Source organism: Ornithinibacillus caprae (genome assembly GCF_009728145.1).
In the GTDB taxonomy this organism is placed as follows: domain Bacteria; phylum Bacillota; class Bacilli; order Bacillales; family Amphibacillaceae; genus Ornithinibacillus; species Ornithinibacillus caprae.
This window is the reverse complement of sequence record NZ_WOCA01000005.1, coordinates 101985-121969: the sequence shown is the minus strand read 5'-3', so window position 1 is coordinate 121969 and position 19985 is coordinate 101985. Positions and strand designations below refer to the sequence as shown.

Below are 19985 nucleotides of genomic sequence, written 5' to 3'. Positions count from 1 at the left end.
GTGCTTAAGGTGGATAAAAATCAAGCACAAGAAAAAATCATCGAATTAAAAGAATTATTGAATCGATACGGACATGAATATCATGTTCTTGATAAACCTACTGTACCGGATTCTGAATATGATCAAAAGCTACAAGAGTTAAAAAAACTAGAGGAACAGTTCCCTGAACTAATTACCTCAGATTCCCCCACTCAACGTGTTGGTGGGGAGCCTCTTGAAGGCTTTGAAAAAGTTCAACATTCGGTGCCAATGCTTAGTCTCTCTAATGCATTTAATGAACAGGATTTACGAGATTTTGCTCGTCGTGCCAGTCAGGGTACAGATAAACCATTATCATTTGTCTGCGAATTAAAAATTGATGGTCTTGCTATTTCACTAACCTATGAAAATGGCCAGTTTGTGCGCGGAGCAACTCGTGGGGATGGTACAACAGGTGAGGATATAACGAGTAATTTACGTACGATAAGAAGTATTCCACTTTCTATTAAGGAAACACAGAAGATTGAAGTGCGTGGTGAAGCATATATGCCTCATAAATCCTTTTTGGCATTAAATGAGGCGAAGGAAGAAAAAGGCGAAGAACCTTTTGCTAACCCGAGAAATGCTGCTGCAGGTTCTTTAAGGCAGTTGGATCCTAAAATTGCAGCTTCACGAAACCTCGATGTCTTTTTATACGGCGTTGGTGAATGGGAAGCAGAGCCATTAACATCGCATAGTGAACGATTAGAATATATGAAAGAGCTTGGATTTAAAACAAATCCAGAATGGAAAAAATGTGATACGATTGAAGAGGTTTTAGAATACGTTGACTATTGGACAGCTGAACGACCAAATCTTAGTTATGAGATTGATGGTATTGTTATTAAAGTAGATGACTTAGCAACACAGGATGAACTAGGATTTACAGCAAAGAGTCCACGTTGGGCAATTGCGTATAAGTTTCCAGCTGAAGAGGTTATTACAACCCTGAAAGAAATTGAGTTAAGTGTAGGTAGAACAGGAGTAATTACACCAACAGCCATTCTTGAACCTGTTCGAGTAGCAGGTACAACAGTACAACGCGCTTCTCTACATAATGAGGACTTAATTCGTGCGAAAGATATTCGGATCGGTGATACTGTTGTGATTAAAAAAGCTGGCGATATTATTCCGGAAGTCGTTCGCGTTATTACAGAAAAGCGGTCTGGAAATGAAGAAGAATTTCACATGCCAAAAGAATGTCCAGCTTGTGGAAGTGAATTGGTTCGCTTAGAAGAAGAGGTAGCTTTGCGTTGTATTAATCCAAACTGTCCAGCGCAATTACAGGAAGGTCTTATTCACTTTGTATCACGGAATGCAATGAATATTGACGGTCTTGGGGAAAAGGTGATTAATCAGCTTTTCCGAGAAAAACTAATCCATACCATTGCAGATATCTATCGGTTGCAACGTGAAGAATTGCTAAAGCTAGAACGTATGGGAGAAAAATCAGTAGATAATCTTCTCCAGGCGATTGAAGTATCAAAAGATAACTCCCTAGAGCGGTTGCTATTTGGTTTAGGTATTCGGTTTATTGGCTCAAAGGCTGCCAAAACACTTGCTACAGAGTTTGAAACGATGGATCGATTACAGCAAGCAACCTATGATGAGCTGATTGAAATTGATGAAATTGGCGATAAAATGGCTGATGCGGTTGTGCAATATTTCGCAGAAGAAAAGGTAACGGAGCTCATAAAAGAACTGAAGGAATTACAGGTTAATATGGAATATAAAGGTCCGAAACGTTCCGAACAAGCAAACGAATCCAGTGTGTTCGCAGATAAAACGGTTGTACTCACAGGTAAAATGGAGACCTTCACTCGAAATGAAGCAAAAGAACAGATTGAAGCATTAGGTGGCACGGTAACAGGTAGTGTAAGTAAGAAAACTGATATTTTAATTGCTGGTGAAGATGCAGGATCAAAATATGATAAGGCAGTGAAACTTGGAATTACGATATGGGATGAAGATAAATTAGTTGAAATATTGGGGAAATAAGGGGTGAGAACGTGAAGAAAATAGTTATATTGTTAGTGAGCACCCTTCTGGTCTTAGCGAGCTGTACGCCAAACTTTAATGATGATGATGAAGTTTTGCAAAATGATGAAGAACAAAAAGGACAGCCTTCAATTGTTCCTAGTTATAATTTGTCAGAAGAAAATTATCGTATGATCCTTCCATATCGTACAAGTGAAGCTAGGGGAGTCATTGTTAATCAGCTCGCAAATCGATTAGACATTGATGAAATGGAAGAAGGACTACGTAGACATTCAAAAGAATATTTTGACCCACAGAAATATTACTTTGAAGAAGGACAGTACTTATCAGAAGATACAGTCTATGATTGGCTTGGAAGGGATTTAACAAAAGAGCAGCTAGAAGACCAAGTAGAAGCGGAAATACAACGACTAAAAAAAGCTCAGATGACAGTAAATGAAGAAAAAATTCGCCACGAATTAACTAGAGGGCTAAACCCACCAATTGAAGATTCGGGAGATGAAGATGAATTACGTGATAATCCTCGATATTTATCGCATATTCTAGAGCAGAATTTTTTACGTAAAAAAGATGATAATACGGTTGAATTGGTAGGTATTTCGATTGGTCTTGCATTGAAGTCAGTTTATCGATTCCAAACGGAAATCGGTGGACCGGATTATTATGAGGAAATACCAGAAGAGGAAATGATAAAGCAAGGACAAAAAATTGCCCAGACGGTATTGGAGCGCATCCGTGGGATGGAAGGTTTAGAATCTGTTCCAGTTATGATTGCCTTGTACCGAGAAGAAGCACATGGATCTTCGACTCCCGGAAACTTTGTAGCCAAAACCTTGGTGTCTGAGAGTGGTAGAACCATTGACGACTGGACGAACATTGATGAAGAACATGTTCTTTTTCCATCTAATGAAGCGGAGAAGAAGTACTTTGATGATGCACAAATTGTAAAAAGCTTTGGAGAAGACATTGCGCAATTCTTCCCGAACTATGTTGGTGTGATCGGTGAAGGGTTTTATGTAAATGAGGAGCTTCAAAGATTAACATTAGAAGTTCCGATAGAATTTTATGGAAAAGGAGAAATTTTAGGTTTCGCTCAATACGCATACGGATTAGTTAAAGAAATGTTTCCTGATTACTATGATCTTGAGGTTAAAATAACCTCGAGCTATGGTGTAGAGGGTGTCATCTATCGAGAAGCAGGACAAAATGATCCAACTGTCCATATTTTCCATTAAAATCTGAACCTAGATTGTTTGAACAGTTTATTCTTTTCAGTTAGAATAGGGGGTGGATGTATTCCACTCCGTTTTTTTATGGAAAGATTTTATAAAATTTTAACGACTATTATAGAAGGTTTCTTTTATAATAGCTATTTCTTATGTAAAGCGGATACAAGGAATAAAATTGTATATCTTAAGGAGGTTTTTTTCATGGTAGTACCTTACAAACACGAACCATTTACTGACTTTTCGGCAGAAGAGAACAGACAGTTAATGCTTGATGCATTAAAGAAAGTGGAGGCAGACCTTGGGAAAGAATACCCACTTATTATTGGTGGCGAAAGAGTAACAACTGAGGACAAAATTGTTTCCGTAAACCCAGCAAACAAGAATGAAGTAATTGGGTATGTTTCAAAAGCGAATAAAGAGCTTGCTGAAAAAGCGATGAAAGTAGCGGATGAAACATTTGAAACGTATTGGAGAAAATCAGATCCTAAGTTTCGTGCGGGAATTTTATTCCGTGCTGCAGCAATCATTCGTCGCCGCAAGCATGAGTTCTCTGCGCACTTAGTAAAAGAAGGCGGTAAGCCATGGAAAGAAGCGGATGCAGATACTGCTGAAGCAATTGATTTCTTAGAATACTATGGTCGTCAAATGTTAAAAATTAAAGATGGTGTTGAGATAAATAGTCGTCCAATCGAACATAACCAGTTCCATTACATACCACTTGGTGTGGGATTAGTTATTTCACCATGGAACTTCCTATTCGCAATCATGGCAGGTACAACAGTAGCAGCGATGGTTACTGGTAACACAGTGCTACTAAAACCAGCTAGTACAACACCTGTAATTGCATATAAATTTATGGAAGTATTAGAAGAAGCGGGACTTCCAGCTGGTGTCATTAACTACATTCCAGGTCCTGGTAGTGAAGTGGGAGATTTCTTAGTAGATCATCCTCGTACACGTTTCATTAGCTTCACAGGATCTCGTGAAGTTGGTACACGCATTTTTGAACGTGCAGCAGTGGTACATGAAGGTCAAAAATGGCTAAAACGTACAATCATTGAAATGGGTGGAAAAGATACAATCGTTGTTGATAGTGAATCTGATTTAGAGTTAGCTGCACAGTCGATCGTACAATCAGCATTCGGTTTCTCTGGTCAAAAATGTTCTGCATGTTCTCGTGCAGTTATCCATGAAGATGTATACGATCAAGTCAAAGATCGTGTGGTTGAATTAACAAAAGAATTATCTGCAGGAAATCCGCATGATAACTCACATTTCATGGGTCCAGTTATTGATCAAGGTGCTTATGATAAAATCATGGACTACATTGAAATTGGTAAAAAAGAAGGCGAACTTCTTGCTGGTGGAACTGGAGATGACTCAACTGGTTGGTTCATTAATCCAACTGTTTTCGGTGATGTTGATCCAAATGCACGTATTATGCAAGAAGAAATCTTCGGACCAGTTGTTGGTTTAACAAAAGCCAAAGATTTCGATCATGCAATTGAAATTGCTAACAATACTGAATATGGTTTAACTGGTGCAGTAATTACAAATAACCGTGAACACTTAGAGCAAGCACGTAGAGACTTCCATGTTGGTAACCTATACTTCAACCGTGGCTGTACTGCAGCGATCGTTGGGTATCAACCATTTGGTGGATTTAATATGTCAGGTACAGATTCCAAAGCAGGTGGGCCAGACTACTTAATCCAACATATGCAAGGTAAAACAACTTCAGAGATGTTTTAATAAATATTTAGTTAAAAAGCCCCTTTTCAAAAAGGGGCTTTTCTTTATCATGAAAGTTAGGAAAAAATCATTGAATTTTTTGGTATATTTTGATAGTTTAATAGAATATGATACTAGGTAGAGCAAAAACTTTCCTACTTTCCTCAAATTAGGAAAGTAGGAAAGTTTTTTGGGCTTAAAGGGTACTTTTGTACCACAACTTTCCCAATATGAATATTCAAAATTTATGTTATTATATAACTAAGCAAATAGTAATAGAAACAAATATGTGGGAGGATAGCAATATGGAAATTGGATCCTTTATCAAATTACAACGCGTCAAACAAGGGATGACACAAGAAGAACTTGCCGATGGAATTGTTTCTATGTCCTATTTGTCCAAGATTGAAAATCAGCGTACAGAAGCAAGTCCTGAAGTTATCAGTATGTTATGTACTCGACTTGGAATTGAACTGGATAGTGATAAGGATATTACGATCAAAGAGAAATGCGAAAACTGGTTCAATATGCTTTTCGAAGTGAATGACAAGAAAGAGATTACAGAAACATACAATGAACTAAGTGAGTTATTAGCTTTAGTCCGTTCTGATAGTTTAATGATGTTTGAAATTCACAAAATAAGATACTTTCTTATTTTAGGAGAGTATGATAATGCATTGGAACAGATTAATAAGTTAAACGAAGTTTCTGGGTCATTTGATAGTTTACATTTATTTTATTGGTATAAGTTTAAAGGTAATTATAGTTCGCTTAATAGTGAGTTTGCACAGGCGATGCGAATGTATAAACACGCTGAAGATAAACTTAATCAGATTAAGTTAGATGAGGAACAAGTTGCTGATCTTCAATACACAATGGCTGTTACTCATAGTAAACTTCGAAACACCTTAGAATCTATAGAATATGCAAACAAGGCAATTGATCTTTTTCAAAAGGAATATAATTTCATACGCTGTGCACAGTGCCACATAGTACTTGGTATATCCTATCGAAGGATAAAAATGTATGATAAAGCAATTAAACACTATAATTTAGCTAGACATTTAGGTGAATTAAATAAAAGTAAACAAGTAATACAGTTGACAAATCAAAATTTAGGATACTTATATTCTTCTGTTGGAGACTCGAAAGAAGCAATTAAACACTTTATTGAAGTAGTAGAAGATGAAAAGTTAGAAATAAATGAAAGGTTATTAGGTTTAACTAATCTAATAAAAGAATATTATAAAATACAAAACTTTGATCAAGCAACTAAAGAATTAGAAAGAGCAAAACATTTATTACAACTATCTACAGATAATGTAAATCATAGGCTGTATGAGTATATAATTCATACTTTCAGTTATGCAATAAGTGAGCAACATGAACAATTTACTTCATTAGTAATGGAGGAATTTTTACCTTACCTACAAAAACGTAAAGATTATGGTAATTTAATTGTTTATTCAAACATGCTTGCAAAGCATTTTGAAAAAGTAGGAAGGTATAAAGACTCCGTTAAATATTATAAGCTAGCTAACCTCACATATGAGGAAGTAGTTAATATATAAAGGAGGGGAGACGATTGAAAAAAATGATTGCAGCTATCGCATTAGGTACTCTATTAGTAGGTGGGTTTTTATTTACCCAAGATAATCAACCAACTGATGTAGCAACAGGTGAATCTGAACCTAGTATTCTTAAAGCAATGTCTATTAACACATCATTCGATTTTTAATCAACCAAAAGCTTGTCAGTAATCCAATTTTTTTACCCTATTACTTATATATGATAGATTTGCCTGAAGTAGCGTGGAACCTATTTCAGGCGTTTTTTTTGTTGTTTTTTAATAAATGCTAAACTAATAAACATACCATTTTTAGACTTTTTATACAAGTATTTTCATATATTCGACAAAAATAGGTAGTTTTTTTAAAAGGTTGTGTTATGATAAGTTACGGGAAGAGTGAATTTATAATTTTATAAAAATTCGAGGTAAAGAGATAATATTGATTAGTTCGCTTATTTCTCAAAATCCGATTTGGGCAGAATCGAGTAAACAGGAAGGGGTATCAATTATGGAGGAGTTTGCAGTATCTGGTGCAACCTGGTTTTGGTTGTTAGTACCAATGCCTTTATTAATAATACTATCTGTCGTGTCATTGTTTACGAATAGGGGGAGATAATAAATGGATACTACAGTATTAATTACATTTATCGTATATTTAATAGGTATGCTAGTTATTGGTTTGTTCATGTATTACCGAACAAACAATTTATCTGATTATGTTTTAGGTGGAAGATCACTTAGACCTGGTGTTGCTGCATTGAGTGCAGGTGCATCTGACATGAGTGGTTGGTTATTACTTGGATTGCCGGGTGCTGTATATGCGTCAGGTTTTGGCGGTGCATATGGAGGATGGATGGCAATTGGCTTAGCAGTAGGTGCTTATTTAAACTGGCACTTTGTTGCAAAACGACTTCGAATTTACACAGAAGTATCTAATAATTCGATTACAATTCCTGACTTTTTGGAAAATCGTTTTAAAGATAAGTCACATGTTCTACGTGTCATTTCTGCTTTAGTTATTTTACTATTCTTTACCTTTTACACTTCTTCAGGAATGGTTGCTGGAGCAACATTATTTGAAGCTTCATTTGGATTTTCCTATCAAACTGCACTTTGGATCGGTGCTTTAGTAGTCGTTTCTTATACATTTCTTGGTGGATTCCTTGCAGTTGTATGGACAGACTTCTTCCAAGGTACATTAATGCTATTAGCATTGATTGTCGTACCTATTGTTGCATTAAATGAAATTGGTGGATGGGATGCAGCAGTACAAACAATTGGTTCCATTAATCCTGATCACTTAGATATGCTAGCAGGTGTAGGTACGTTTGCAGGAACGATTGCTATTATTTCTGGTGCTGCATGGGGTCTTGGGTATTTTGGACAACCCCATATTATTGTACGTTTTATGGCTTTACGTTCACCTAAGGACGTTCCAAAGGCGAAGTTTATTGGAACAACTTGGATGATTTTAGGTCTATATGGTGCGATGTTTACTGGTTTTATCGGATTGGCATTTATTAGTACGCAGGATGTTTCTATTTTAAGTAATGTAGGAATAGAAGTAGTAAATGAAGGTGGCGTGCAATTACTAGATAACCCGGAAGTAATCTTTATTGCATTTTCACAGCTATTATTCCATCCAGTTATTGCAGGTATTCTATTAGCTGCAATTCTATCAGCAATTATGAGTACCATTGACTCTCAATTATTAGTTTCTTCTTCAGCGGTTGCGGAGGATTTCTATAAAGCTATTTTCCGTAAACAAGCTTCTGAAAAAGAATTAGTTTGGGTTGGTAGATTTGCTACAATCATAATCGCTCTAATCGCAGCATTGATTGCAACAAACCCAGAAGCTTCTGTACTTGAGCTCGTTGGTTATGCTTGGGCTGGATTTGGTGCAGCATTTGGACCGACTATTATTCTATCATTATTCTGGAAAGGAATTACTCGTAATGGTGCTTTAGCAGGTATTATTGCTGGTGCGGTTACAGTTGTCGTTTGGGGTAATTTCCTAGAAGGTGGAATTTTTGATTTATATGAAATCGTTCCAGGTTTCGTACTTAACTTAATTGTTTCCGTTGTGGTAAGTATGGCCGGCAGACCAACACCTGAAATGGAAGCGGAATTTGATGAAACAGTTGCTAAATTAGATGAATAATTAAATGTAAAAAGTCACTTCTCTTAGAAAAAGGGGAGTGACTTTTTCGTTTCATGGAGTGACATTGGTTGATTTCTTGCTTATCTATGGTGAATTCTGCTATTATCTATAGTATTGTAGCAGTTTTTTTATGGTTAAAATAGAAGAATTAATCCAAACATTAAATATATCAAAGATAAACGTGGAGGTGCTGAAAGTGGCTGAAATATCAAAAGAACAAGTAAAACATGTGGCCAATCTAGCTCGATTAGAAGTTTCTGAGCAGGAAGCAGAAATGTTTACTGAACAATTAAGCTCTATTATTACATTCGCAGAACAATTAAATGAGCTAGATACAGATGGTGTAGAGCCTACAACACATGTATTAGACTTAAAAAATGTAATGCGTAAAGACGAACCTAAAAAATGGATAACGAAAGAAGAAGCAATGAAGAATGCCCCAGATCAACAAGATGGTCAGTATCGTGTGCCATCAATATTGGATTAAGGAGGAGGGTTGCAGGTCATGTCATTATTCGATCATAGTATTAAAGAAATAGAAGAGAAATTACATAATAATGAAATCACGGTTGAAGATTTAGTAGATACATCATACAACCGAATTAAAGAAGTAGACGATCAAGTTCATGCGTTTCTTACATTAGATGAAGAAAATGCACGTGCAAAAGCGAAAGAGTTAGATTTAGAAACGGATAAGAGCAATAAGTTATTCGGGATTCCAGCTGGGATTAAAGACAATATTGTAACGAAAGCGCTTCGTACAACATGTGGAAGTCAATTTTTACGTAATTTTGACGATCCACTATACAATGCAACCGTTATTGAAAAACTGAATGCAGAAAAAATTGTAACGATCGGTAAATTAAACATGGATGAATTTGCCATGGGGTCCTCCAACGAGAATTCAAGCTTTACACCAACTCGTAATCCGTGGAATACAGACTATGTCCCTGGTGGTTCTAGTGGTGGATCTGCAGCAGCAGTTGCAGCAGGAGAAGTATTATTTTCACTAGGTTCAGATACCGGTGGATCCATTCGTCAGCCTGCAGCATTCTGTGGTGTCGTTGGATTGAAGCCTACATATGGACTCGTGTCTCGCTTCGGGCTAGTAGCCTTTGCTTCTTCATTGGATCAAATAGGTCCATTAACGCGTTCTGTAGAAGATAATGCGCGTGTACTAGAAGTAATCGCTGGTCATGATCACATGGATTCAACCAGTGCAAAAGTCGACATACCTGAATATACCAAAGCGTTAACAGGGGATGTAAGCGGCCTTAAAATTGCTGTTCCTAAAGAATATCTTGCTGAAGGGGTTAATCCTGAGGTGAAGGATGCCATCATGAACGCATTAAAGGTATATGAGTCATTAGGAGCAACATGGGAAGAAGTCTCGTTACCACATTCTAAGTATGCAGTAGCAACCTATTACTTATTAGCGTCTTCTGAAGCATCAGCGAACCTAGCTCGGTTTGATGGTGTACGTTACGGTGTTCGTTCAGAGAACGCAACGAATATGATCGATATGTTTAAAAAGTCTCGTAGTGAAGGTTTTGGTGAGGAAGTTAAGCGTCGTATTATGTTAGGAACATTCGCATTAAGCTCTGGTTACTACGATGCCTATTACAAAAAAGCACAAAAAGTTCGTACATTAATTAAAAATGATTTTGATAACATCTTTGAATATTATGATGTGGTTATTGGACCTACAACACCAACACCGGCATTTAAAGTTGGAGAAAAAATCGATGACCCATTGACAATGTATGCCAATGATATTTTAACCATTCCAGTTAACTTAGCTGGTGTACCAGGTATATCTGTACCATGTGGTTTTTCTGAAGAGGGTCTACCAATTGGGTTACAAATTATTGGGAAGCACTTTGATGAAAGTACGGTATTCCGTGCGGCACATGCATATGAACAAGCAACAGAACATCATACGAAAAAACCTCAATTAGGAGGTGCGAAATAATGAACTTTGAAACGATTATAGGTTTAGAGGTCCATGTTGAATTAAAAACACAGTCGAAAATTTTTAGTCCAAGTCCGAATGCGTTTGGGAATGAACCGAATACAAATGTAAACCCAATTGACTTAGGATATCCTGGTGTTTTACCAGTACTTAATGAGGAAGCAGTAAACTTTGCAATGAAAGCAGCTATGGCATTGAATTGTGAAATTGCAACCGATACAAAATTTGATCGTAAAAACTATTTCTACCCAGATAATCCAAAAGCATATCAAATTTCTCAGTTTGATCAGCCGATTGGTGAAAATGGTTGGATTGAAATTGAAGTAAATGGCAAGAAAAAGCGTATCGGAATTACACGATTACATTTGGAAGAGGATGCAGGTAAACTAACACATGGTGAGGATGGTTATTCGCTAGTTGACTTTAATCGTCAAGGTACACCACTAATCGAAATTGTATCTGAACCAGATATGCGTTCACCAGAGGAAGCATATGCCTATCTTGAAAAGTTAAAAACAATCATTCAGTATACAGGAGTATCTGATGTAAAAATGCAAGAAGGTTCTCTAAGATGTGATGCAAATATTTCTCTTCGTCCAATTGGACAAGAGGAATTTGGTACCAAAGCAGAATTGAAGAACTTAAACTCATTTACGTTTGTTCAAAAAGGATTAGAGTTTGAAGAAAAACGTCAAGAAAAAGTGCTACTGTCTGGTGGAGAAATCCTTCAGGAAACGCGTCGCTATGACGAAAAAACAAAGGAAACGATCCTTATGCGTGTCAAGGAAGGTTCCGATGATTATCGTTATTTCCCTGAGCCAGATCTCGTTCCACTATACATTGATGAGGCGTGGAAAGAGCGTATCCGTAATGAGATACCTGAACTTCCAGATGCGCGTAAACAGCGCTATATTGATGATTTAGGTCTTCCTGCATATGATGCAGCTGTACTAACTAGTTCGAAGGAAATGAGTGATTTCTTCGAAGAGTCCATCAAAAATGGTGCAGATATGAAGCAAGCATCTAACTGGTTGATGGGTGAAGTTTCTGGGTATATGAATAAACACTATAAGGAATTAAGTGATCTAGCATTAACCCCAGAAGCATTAGGGAAAATGATTAAATTAATTGAAGATGGAACGATATCATCTAAGATTGCGAAGAAAGTCTTTGCTGAATTAGTAGAAAAAGGCGGAGACCCAGAGCAAATTGTAAAAGACAAAGGTCTGGTGCAAATTTCTGATGAAGGACAATTAAAAGAGATCATTGGAAAAATATTAGATGATAATGAACAATCCATTATTGATTATAAAAATGGTAAAGGTCGTGCATTAGGCTTTTTAGTTGGTCAAGTAATGAAAGCAACAAAGGGTCAAGCCAATCCACCGATGGTTAATAAGATTTTAAAAGAAGAAATGGATAACCGCTAATTATAAAGGCTAGACTACTACTATGTTTTGTAGTCTAGTCTTATTAGTTGTAAATACTTCCCAAAACAAAGAAAAAGAGCTATGATAGTGACTGAGTAAAAAAGTAAAAAGAAAATTTAACCAAACATAACTCGATGTTGCTTGTCATAAATTTACCAAGGGGAGGGGACATAATGAAAAGGGCCCGAATCATTTATAATCCAACGTCCGGTCGTGAAGCATTTAAGCGTGAATTACCTACTGTTTTAGAGAGGCTAGAAATTGCAGGTTATGAAACATCTGCTCATGCTACAACAGGAGAAGGGGATGCGGTAGAAGCGGCCAAAATTGCTGTGGAACGAAGGTATGATATTGTCGTTGCAGCAGGTGGCGATGGAACAATTAATGAAGTGATTAATGGATTAGCCGAACAGGAATATCGTCCTAAGCTTGGAATCATCCCAGTTGGTACCACAAATGATTTTGCTAGAGCTTTGCAAATTCCACGTGATATCCAAAAAGCAGTCGACGTTATTATAGAAGATCATTCGACACCACTTGATATTGGAAAAGTAAATGACCAATATTTTATGAACATTGCTGGTGGAGGAAAGCTAACGGAACTGACCTATGATGTACCAAGTAAATTGAAAACAATGATTGGTCAGCTTGCCTACTATATGAAAGGTATTGAGATGCTACCTTCATTAAAGCCTGTTCGAGCAAAGATTGAATATGATGGAAATATCATTGATGAAGACATTATGTTATTTTTGGTATCCAATTCCAATTCTGTTGGCGGATTTGAGAAATTAGCTCCAGATGCAAAATTAAATGATGGCTATTTTGATTTACTTATCTTACGTAAAACAAACCTAGCTGAGTTTATCCGCATTGTAACATTAGCATCTAGAGGTGCCCATTTAGATGATGACCACGTTATATATGCAAAAGCAAAACAGATCAATGTGGAACCAGATGATAAAATGCAATTAAACATTGATGGTGAGTATGGTGGTCTGTTACCAGGCGAATTTAAAAATTTACAGCAACATATTGAATTTTTCATACCTGAATCATTTATGGATAGTGAAGAGGAAGATTACGAATAATAGTAGTCTTTCTTTTTTTCTTTTATATATATACCCTTGTTGAGTTATGATAAGATATGAACACATATTAGAGCGTAAAGGAAGATACATAATGGCAAAACAAGAAGTACCTGTGAAGAAGAATGAAACCATTACGATAACGTTTGAGGATCTTACGCATGAAGGTAGTGGAGTCGGTAAAATAGATGGCTATCCGCTATTTGTTCCTTATGGACTCCCCGGCGAAGAGGCGGTAGTTAAAGTTGTAAAAGTAAATAAGAAGTTTGGCTTTGGAAAATTATTAGAAGTAAAAAATCCTAGTCCAGATCGTGTGGAGCCACCATGTGATGTGTTTTATAAATGTGGAGGCTGCCAAATCCAACATATGAGTTATAAGATGCAATTAGAAATGAAACAAAATCAAGTGAAAAATGTGATGCGTAAAATTGCTCATTTGGACCATGTTCCTGTTCACCCTACTATTGGGATGGAAGATCCATGGCGTTATCGTAATAAAGTGGCTATTCCTGTTGGAGAGAAAGAGGGTGAATTAATTACTGGATTTTATCAAATGCGTAGCCACCAAATTATTGAAGATATGGATACATGTGTGGTGCAGGATGATGCGAATGATCGAATTGTAGAAGGCACAAGAAGGATCGCTAGTCGGCTAGGAATTAAAGCATATGATGAACAAAAACATCGTGGTGTATTACGTCATATTATGGTTCGGACAGGCAGAGAAACGAAAGAAGCTATGGTGGTACTTATTACTCGTACCAAGGAGCTTCCACATAAGGAAGAACTTATTCGTGAGCTAACAGAAACATATCCTCACATAAAATCGATCGTCCATAATGTTAATTCAAGAAGAACGAATGTAATTATGGGTAATGAAACCAACGTTCTTTGGGGAGAAGAATATATTTACGATTCAATTGGAAATGTACGCTTTGCAATTTCTGCGAAGTCATTTTATCAAATTAATCCACCCCAAACGAAAAAGCTTTATGAAAAAGCATTGGAGTATGCCAATACTGGGGAAAGTGATACGGTAATCGATGCTTATTGTGGGATTGGAACGATCTCATTGTTTTTGGCACAAAAGGCGAAGAAGGTTTACGGTGTAGAAATTGTACCAGAAGCAATTAACGATGCGAATATCAATGCAAAACTAAATGGTATTACGAATGTAGAATTTGCTGTTGGTGAAGCGGAAAAAGTGATGCCTAAGTGGAAGGATGAGGGGTTAGATCCAGATGTGATTGTCGTTGATCCTCCTCGAAAGGGCTGTGATAAAAGTCTTTTACAAGCGATGATTGAAATGAATCCCAAACGAATCGTTTATGTTTCATGTAATCCATCGACATTGGCTAGAGACTTACGAATATTAGAAGATGGTGGTTATGAGACAAAAGAGGTCCATCCAGTGGACATGTTTCCTCAGAGTATGCATGTGGAGGCGGTTTGTTGGTTAGAGAGGAAAGTGTCTAATTAATAAATATCACTTGCTAATCAAAATAAACACTTGCTAATCCAACGCCAAGTTCGTTAAAAAATACTTTTGCTTTTTCCATCCAGAATCCAAAAAATTCTCGGGTTTTCTTCAATAGGAACCCGAGTTTTTTCATGCCTTTTTCAATACATTTCAATATCTTATCCATAGTTTTTTCACAAACTTATTAAGACCCTATCCCTTGCCAATACAGGGTTTGTTCAATAATTCATTCCGATTGTGGTACAATAATAAAAACAATTGTTGTTCAATATTTATTCGTCATTTTTTCCATAGTCTTTTTTGATTTTTCTCTTTCTTCCATTATCAAAACTATTTTTTAACACCGAAAAAAAGGTGAAAAAAAAGGCGAAAAAGGGGCCTGAAAACAGTCATTTTTGATCCAGAAAATGTCCAAAATGGGTATTCTGTAGCAAATCTATATTTTAACTCGAACGGTGGAATGCGGGTTTAAGGGTGGGGGAAATCAGGAGTTTAATTTGATTGTACAGAAAGTGTCTAACTAAAATAAACATCTCCCAGTTCAGACCCAGATTTCGTGAAAATAAACATTTGCGATTTCGGGGTCTTTTTCATGCCCATCCCTTGTCTTTACTCATTTTTCCATTTAGCTATATTTTGAGAAAACATTACTTTAAAAAGGAGAGAAAGGTGAAAAAAAATGCAGGGAAATAGGCAGACTTAATAGATTGTTATTAACTAAATCTATAGGTATGGATTAAAGGAAGAATAATAAAGCATAAGCAATTATCATAGAAAGGAGCACTCTTTTATGGAACTATAGAAGTGCTACAATCTATGTTTCGCTATTCTAGCTTTCTTTTTCTGTATCTTACCGGTTACTAATGTACATAGTTAATTAATTCGTTTATTTGAGATATATTTTCTTCAATATTTATATCGTGCTCATAAAACTTATAATTATCATTCTGGTAAGTGGTTATGTATAAGTATTTCCAATAAACAAATTTTGCTTCATCTGCATCTATCCGTGTATAGCCATCATGTTTTACATCCTTGGTTTCAGATTGTTTAATGAAAATATAAGGAAGTTCATATACATCCCTGCTATATCTAAATTCATTACCTTGAATAGTATACTTTTCAAATTTCTCTATAAATATTTCCTTATAGGTACCAGCGTTTATATACTTTTCGGGTAATAATAACTTCTTGAGAATATTTTTGCCTGCCCTTTCTTTACTTTTAACATAATCTGGATTCATCTTATATACCGGTACTTTTATTGCTTTAATCTTGTGACTAAGAGAGATGCCAAACTCTTTAATGTTTGATACTTTAATATTTGTATTATTTATTGATATAAAATTAGTTTTATTTCTCTTTAAGACCTCTATGTTAAGGCATGTTAAACCTTTCTCGTTGCTATTTGGCGTGAATTTTACTAAAGCACTTGGATGAATTTTATCATTTGTCCCTATTAAATTTGAAATATGAAAAAAGCGGTTGTCCCCATTTTCGTCCTTGATAAACCCATAACCTTTATCATCAAAATACTTGATCACTTGACCCCTCATACTATTAACACTCCTATCAAAAAAATCTATTATTAATTATAGCAAAAAATTACAAATAAAGGATACTACACAGAACAACATAAAGTTTTTATATGGTATGACAATGAACTATTTTATTCTGTAGTTGCACGATGTCGGAGAATGTGTGGAATGGTAAGTAAAGGAGCTTTGGTAGAGGATCTATCTATTTGGAAGGTACGTTCTACTATCTTCCTCTTATTTTCCAAAATATTTGATTCATTTATTAATTGCCTACCACCACAACTTCTAAAATAACTTCCAAAGAGATTATTGAGAAGCATACTTTATTTTCTTTTTATATATCATTCCTGGCAAAGGATAAAACGCACCTAATTTATGAAATGATGGAAAAAGGTTCAAATGGATCTAAAATAAACATTGAAAAACTAATAGGATTTGGAGGAAGTAAAGTACGAAAATCAAGCTAATTAAAGTATTGTCTGTTATGAGTGGATGAAGTTTGTTGTTATTTCAACTGCTGTCATATTAGTAGGGAGCTTGTTAGGTTTGTAACAGTCACAAAGGCTAAAGTTTTCTCAATAAAAAAAGTGGCACTCACCAAAACATTAGTCATACCACTTTTTGTTCACCCTTTTTTATCTTTCTATAAATTCATATTGATGCCTTGTTAACTTATTGTAGAATCCTTGATATTTGCTTACTTGCTTAGAGTCTTCAATTTGGAAATCTGAATCACTAATAACTGCTGAATATGCGCTAAAATCTTTTTCGCTTTCTTCAAAAGTAAATCCTATTTCTAAACTTTCATTTTTATTTTCAAATTGAATCACAAGTCTATCATCTTTCAACTCATAAGTACCCTCTTCATAACCCATCGTATTTTTCACTATATTCCCATCTGAAAATTCTAATCTCATTATAGAGTCATATTTATTAGGATTGTTAGGTGATGAAACCACACTAACATCGAACGTTTTTCCCGATAATTCGTCGCTGTTGCTACAAGCTGTGATGATGAGTATGGATAGAAATGCTATATGTATCATAAAGCTTTTTTTCATGTAAAATCCCCCTGTTATTAGTAATACGTTGAATGATGTTTACAAGTTTCAAAAAGTTATCGTATTCCTATTTTTGCTTCAAAAGACTTTTAAATGAGGATAAAGGGGATAATATACAAAAGGATATATTTCCTATATTTCATAAGTTGTAAAGATCTCGATATCAAGTCTTTGTAATTTTCTTTTTTCAATGACTCTTATTTCTACTATGTCTAACTAAAATAAACATCTCTTAGTTAAAATAAACATTTCCACTTTCAGGGTTCAATTCAATATTCTCTCGGGTTATTTTCAATAAAAACCCGAGATTTTTTGTGCCTGTTAGACCAAACGTTGTTTTCCTTTATGCCCCATTTTTCTATTTACTTATTATTCGTCCTACCATCTGTAATGATTTCCTCTTGACTATAGTCTTACTCCATACTTTAGGATATCAATATTGATTCTAAAATATAGGAGATGCAGAATAATGTATGTGTTAAAAGGAATAGAAAAAGAGTATACCATGAAATCGTTGCTAGCATACGCAGCTCCCACGATTGGTGTGATGTTATTTATTGCTGTCTATACAATGGTCGATGGTATTTTTGTAGCACGTTATGTGAATGCAACAGCATTGTCTGCAGTTAATATTTTTATGCCAATTTATACATTGATTTTTGCTACTGCTTTAATGCTCGGTACGGGAGGAAGCGCAATTATTGCAAAGAAAATGGGCGAGAATAATTACCAGGAGGCAAGAAAAAATTTTACGTTTATCGTACTATGTGGAGTTGTAATTGGTTTTATAATCATGGGTTTTGGATTATTATTTATTCGACCATTGTTAGAACTTCTCGGAGCTGGAGCAAGTAATCAGCTTCTTGAGTATACGATGATCTATGGGAAGATCATATTAGTGATCAGCCCATTGCTTATTATCCAAATGATGTTTGAAAATTTCTTTGTGACAGCTGGAAAACCAAACTTAAGTTTTGTCATCACCCTTATAGGTGGGAGTGCAAACATCATTTTGGATTATGTTTTTATTGTGGTATGGGATATGGGGATTGAGGGAGCTGCTATTGCGACTGCAATAGGGATCGCAATTCCTGCTCTTGTTGGAATGGTGTACTTTTTACTAGCAAAGCATAACAAGCTTTACTTTACTAGACCAAAGCTTGATTGGAAAGTCTTTCTGAACAGTTGTATAAATGGTTCTTCTGAAATGGTCACCAATCTTTCCACTTCGGTCGTAACCATTGCTTTTAACCTGTTAATGTTAAAATATATCGGAGTTGAAGGAGTTGCCGCTGTCACGATTATGCTTTATGTTATGATGTTTTTAACTCCTATTTATATGGGATACTCTGTTGGTATTGCACCAATCATAAGCTATAATTACGGAAGTCAAAATACCAATCAATTAAAACGTATCTTTAAGAATAGTATGCTTGTTATTGGCATTAGTTCCATAGTTGTGTTTGGAATATCCCTTTTGCTAGGACCTCTACTAATCCAAATTATGGTGGAAAAGGGAAGTAATGTATATAACATAGCCATAGATGGCTTTCGCATATTTTGTATTGGCTTTTTATTCATGGGGTTAAACATCTTTACTTCGATGTTGTTTACTGCACTATCAAACGGGAAGGTTTCAGCAACAATCTCATTACTAAGAACATTAGTGTTTGTTCTATTAGGATTATTGGTGCTGCCAGTTGTAATGGGAGTTCATGGGATTTGGATAGCTATTCCATTAGCAGAATTCCTATCGATTATAGTTTGTGTTATCTTACTGAACCGAAACAGAAGGATTTATCATTACTATTAACCTGACCATTGAAGGAGAGATGATACTTGTATGAACATTAACCCACAAGTTCACTTAACAACAGGACAATTTGCTAAATTAATGGGTGTCAGTAAAGATACTTTATTTTATTATGATAAAGTTGGTATATTTTCTCCAGAAGTTGTTGCTTCTAATGGGTATCGATACTATTCGATTTATCAATCAGATGTTTTCAATGTCATTGCTACACTTAAAGAACTAGATATGCCCTTAAAGGAGATCAAAGAGTTTCTCGATCATCGATCGCCTGAGGAGCTTGTTCTTTTACTCGAAAAAGAAGCAAAAGCCCTTACGACGAAAATCAATCATCTCGAAAAGATGAAAAAATTAGTCGTAGAAAAAATAAACGTGACCAAAGAAGCAATGGAAGTTAATACTTTAGATATTGGTATTGAATATAAGAAGGAGGATGAATTCATCGTAGTTACTAATTCAAAACCTTTAACAAACGAAAAGAATATCTATAACTCTATACAGCTTCACTACAAGTATTTAGAGGAATTTAATATTCTTCCTTCCGCTTCTGAAGGCTGGATGATAAGCGTAAAAAACGTTCTAAATGGAGAAAATTTGAGGTATGACTATCTTTATACAAAGGTAAATGATCCAAATTATGCTACTCATAAAATTGAGAAAGGAACTTATTTGGTCGCTTATCATACGGAAGGTTACCCTAGGATTGAGCAAACCTATAATCAATTAGTAACATATGCGAGCGAGCATGATCTAGTTTTAAAAGGATTTTTTTATGAGGATATACTACTAGATGAATTATCTGTAAAAGGGTTTGAAAAATATTTAATAAAACTTTCTGTACAAATTCAAAGCTAAATTAATGGCCTGGTTTTCGTGAAAATGAACTCACCGAATGCCGG

The 19985-nt window shown here is 35.5% G+C and carries 15 protein-coding genes; 13 read left to right on the top strand and 2 right to left on the bottom strand.

Features of this window, described 5'->3' with window-relative positions:
- The first annotated feature begins 9 nt into the window (after positions 1 to 9).
- From ligA to rlmD, 11 genes are all read left to right on the top strand, one after another.
- A complete protein-coding gene (gene ligA, locus GMD78_RS08575; RefSeq protein ID WP_343042205.1) occupies positions 10 to 2016 on the top strand; it encodes an NAD-dependent DNA ligase LigA in 2007 nt (668 codons plus the stop codon).
- Positions 2017 to 2027: 11 nt separating this feature from the next.
- Complete coding sequence (locus GMD78_RS08570; protein ID WP_343042203.1) at positions 2028 to 3251, top strand: CamS family sex pheromone protein; 1224 nt, start codon at positions 2028 to 2030, stop codon at positions 3249 to 3251.
- Positions 3252 to 3446: 195 nt separating this feature from the next.
- The gene (gene pruA, locus GMD78_RS08565) at positions 3447 to 4997 is read left to right on the top strand and encodes an L-glutamate gamma-semialdehyde dehydrogenase (RefSeq protein WP_155668416.1); all 1551 of its coding nucleotides are present in this window, start codon (positions 3447 to 3449) and stop codon (positions 4995 to 4997) included.
- A 284-nt stretch (positions 4998 to 5281) separates the two neighbouring features.
- A complete protein-coding gene (locus tag GMD78_RS08560) occupies positions 5282 to 6547 on the top strand; it encodes a helix-turn-helix domain-containing protein (RefSeq protein ID WP_155668415.1) in 1266 nt (421 codons plus the stop codon).
- A gap of 14 nt (positions 6548 to 6561) precedes the next feature.
- Entirely contained in the window at positions 6562 to 6714 is a 153-nt protein-coding gene (locus GMD78_RS08555) for a hypothetical protein (protein ID WP_155668414.1), read from the top strand.
- Positions 6715 to 7165: 451 nt separating this feature from the next.
- The gene (gene putP, locus GMD78_RS08550) at positions 7166 to 8707 is read left to right on the top strand and encodes a sodium/proline symporter PutP (RefSeq protein WP_155668413.1); all 1542 of its coding nucleotides are present in this window, start codon (positions 7166 to 7168) and stop codon (positions 8705 to 8707) included.
- A 196-nt stretch (positions 8708 to 8903) separates the two neighbouring features.
- On the top strand, positions 8904 to 9194 hold the full coding sequence (gene gatC, locus GMD78_RS08545) for an Asp-tRNA(Asn)/Glu-tRNA(Gln) amidotransferase subunit GatC (RefSeq protein ID WP_343042202.1): 291 nt from the start codon (positions 8904 to 8906) through the stop codon (positions 9192 to 9194).
- An 18-nt stretch (positions 9195 to 9212) separates the two neighbouring features.
- A complete protein-coding gene (gatA, locus tag GMD78_RS08540) occupies positions 9213 to 10679 on the top strand; it encodes an Asp-tRNA(Asn)/Glu-tRNA(Gln) amidotransferase subunit GatA (RefSeq protein WP_155668411.1) in 1467 nt (488 codons plus the stop codon).
- Positions 10679 to 12109, top strand: a complete 1431-nt coding sequence (gene gatB / locus GMD78_RS08535; RefSeq protein WP_155668410.1) for an Asp-tRNA(Asn)/Glu-tRNA(Gln) amidotransferase subunit GatB — start codon at positions 10679 to 10681, stop codon at positions 12107 to 12109. The genes gatA and gatB overlap by 1 nt, the downstream gene beginning before the upstream one ends.
- Positions 12110 to 12282: 173 nt before the next feature.
- A complete protein-coding gene (locus tag GMD78_RS08530) occupies positions 12283 to 13200 on the top strand; it encodes a diacylglycerol kinase (protein WP_155668409.1) in 918 nt (305 codons plus the stop codon).
- A gap of 91 nt (positions 13201 to 13291) precedes the next feature.
- The gene (gene rlmD, locus GMD78_RS08525; protein WP_155668408.1) at positions 13292 to 14677 is read left to right on the top strand and encodes a 23S rRNA (uracil(1939)-C(5))-methyltransferase RlmD; all 1386 of its coding nucleotides are present in this window, start codon (positions 13292 to 13294) and stop codon (positions 14675 to 14677) included.
- An 860-nt stretch (positions 14678 to 15537) separates the two neighbouring features.
- On the opposite strand, the gene GMD78_RS08515 is transcribed toward rlmD, so the two are convergent.
- Positions 15538 to 16233, bottom strand: coding sequence for a cold-shock protein (locus tag GMD78_RS08515; RefSeq protein WP_155668406.1), 696 nt, complete (start codon positions 16231 to 16233; stop codon positions 15538 to 15540).
- Between the two features lie 617 nt (positions 16234 to 16850).
- Positions 16851 to 17276 carry a hypothetical protein gene (locus GMD78_RS08510; protein WP_155668405.1) on the bottom strand — a complete coding sequence of 142 codons (426 nt, stop codon included), beginning with the start codon at positions 17274 to 17276 and terminating at the stop codon, positions 16851 to 16853.
- A gap of 469 nt (positions 17277 to 17745) precedes the next feature.
- On the opposite strand from GMD78_RS08510, the gene GMD78_RS08505 reads away from it, so the two are divergent.
- Complete coding sequence (locus GMD78_RS08505) at positions 17746 to 19089, top strand: MATE family efflux transporter (protein WP_155668404.1); 1344 nt, start codon at positions 17746 to 17748, stop codon at positions 19087 to 19089.
- 30 nt (positions 19090 to 19119) lie between these two features.
- Entirely contained in the window at positions 19120 to 19941 is an 822-nt protein-coding gene (locus GMD78_RS08500; protein WP_155668403.1) for a MerR family transcriptional regulator, read from the top strand.
- Positions 19942 to 19985: the final 44 nt, after the last annotated feature.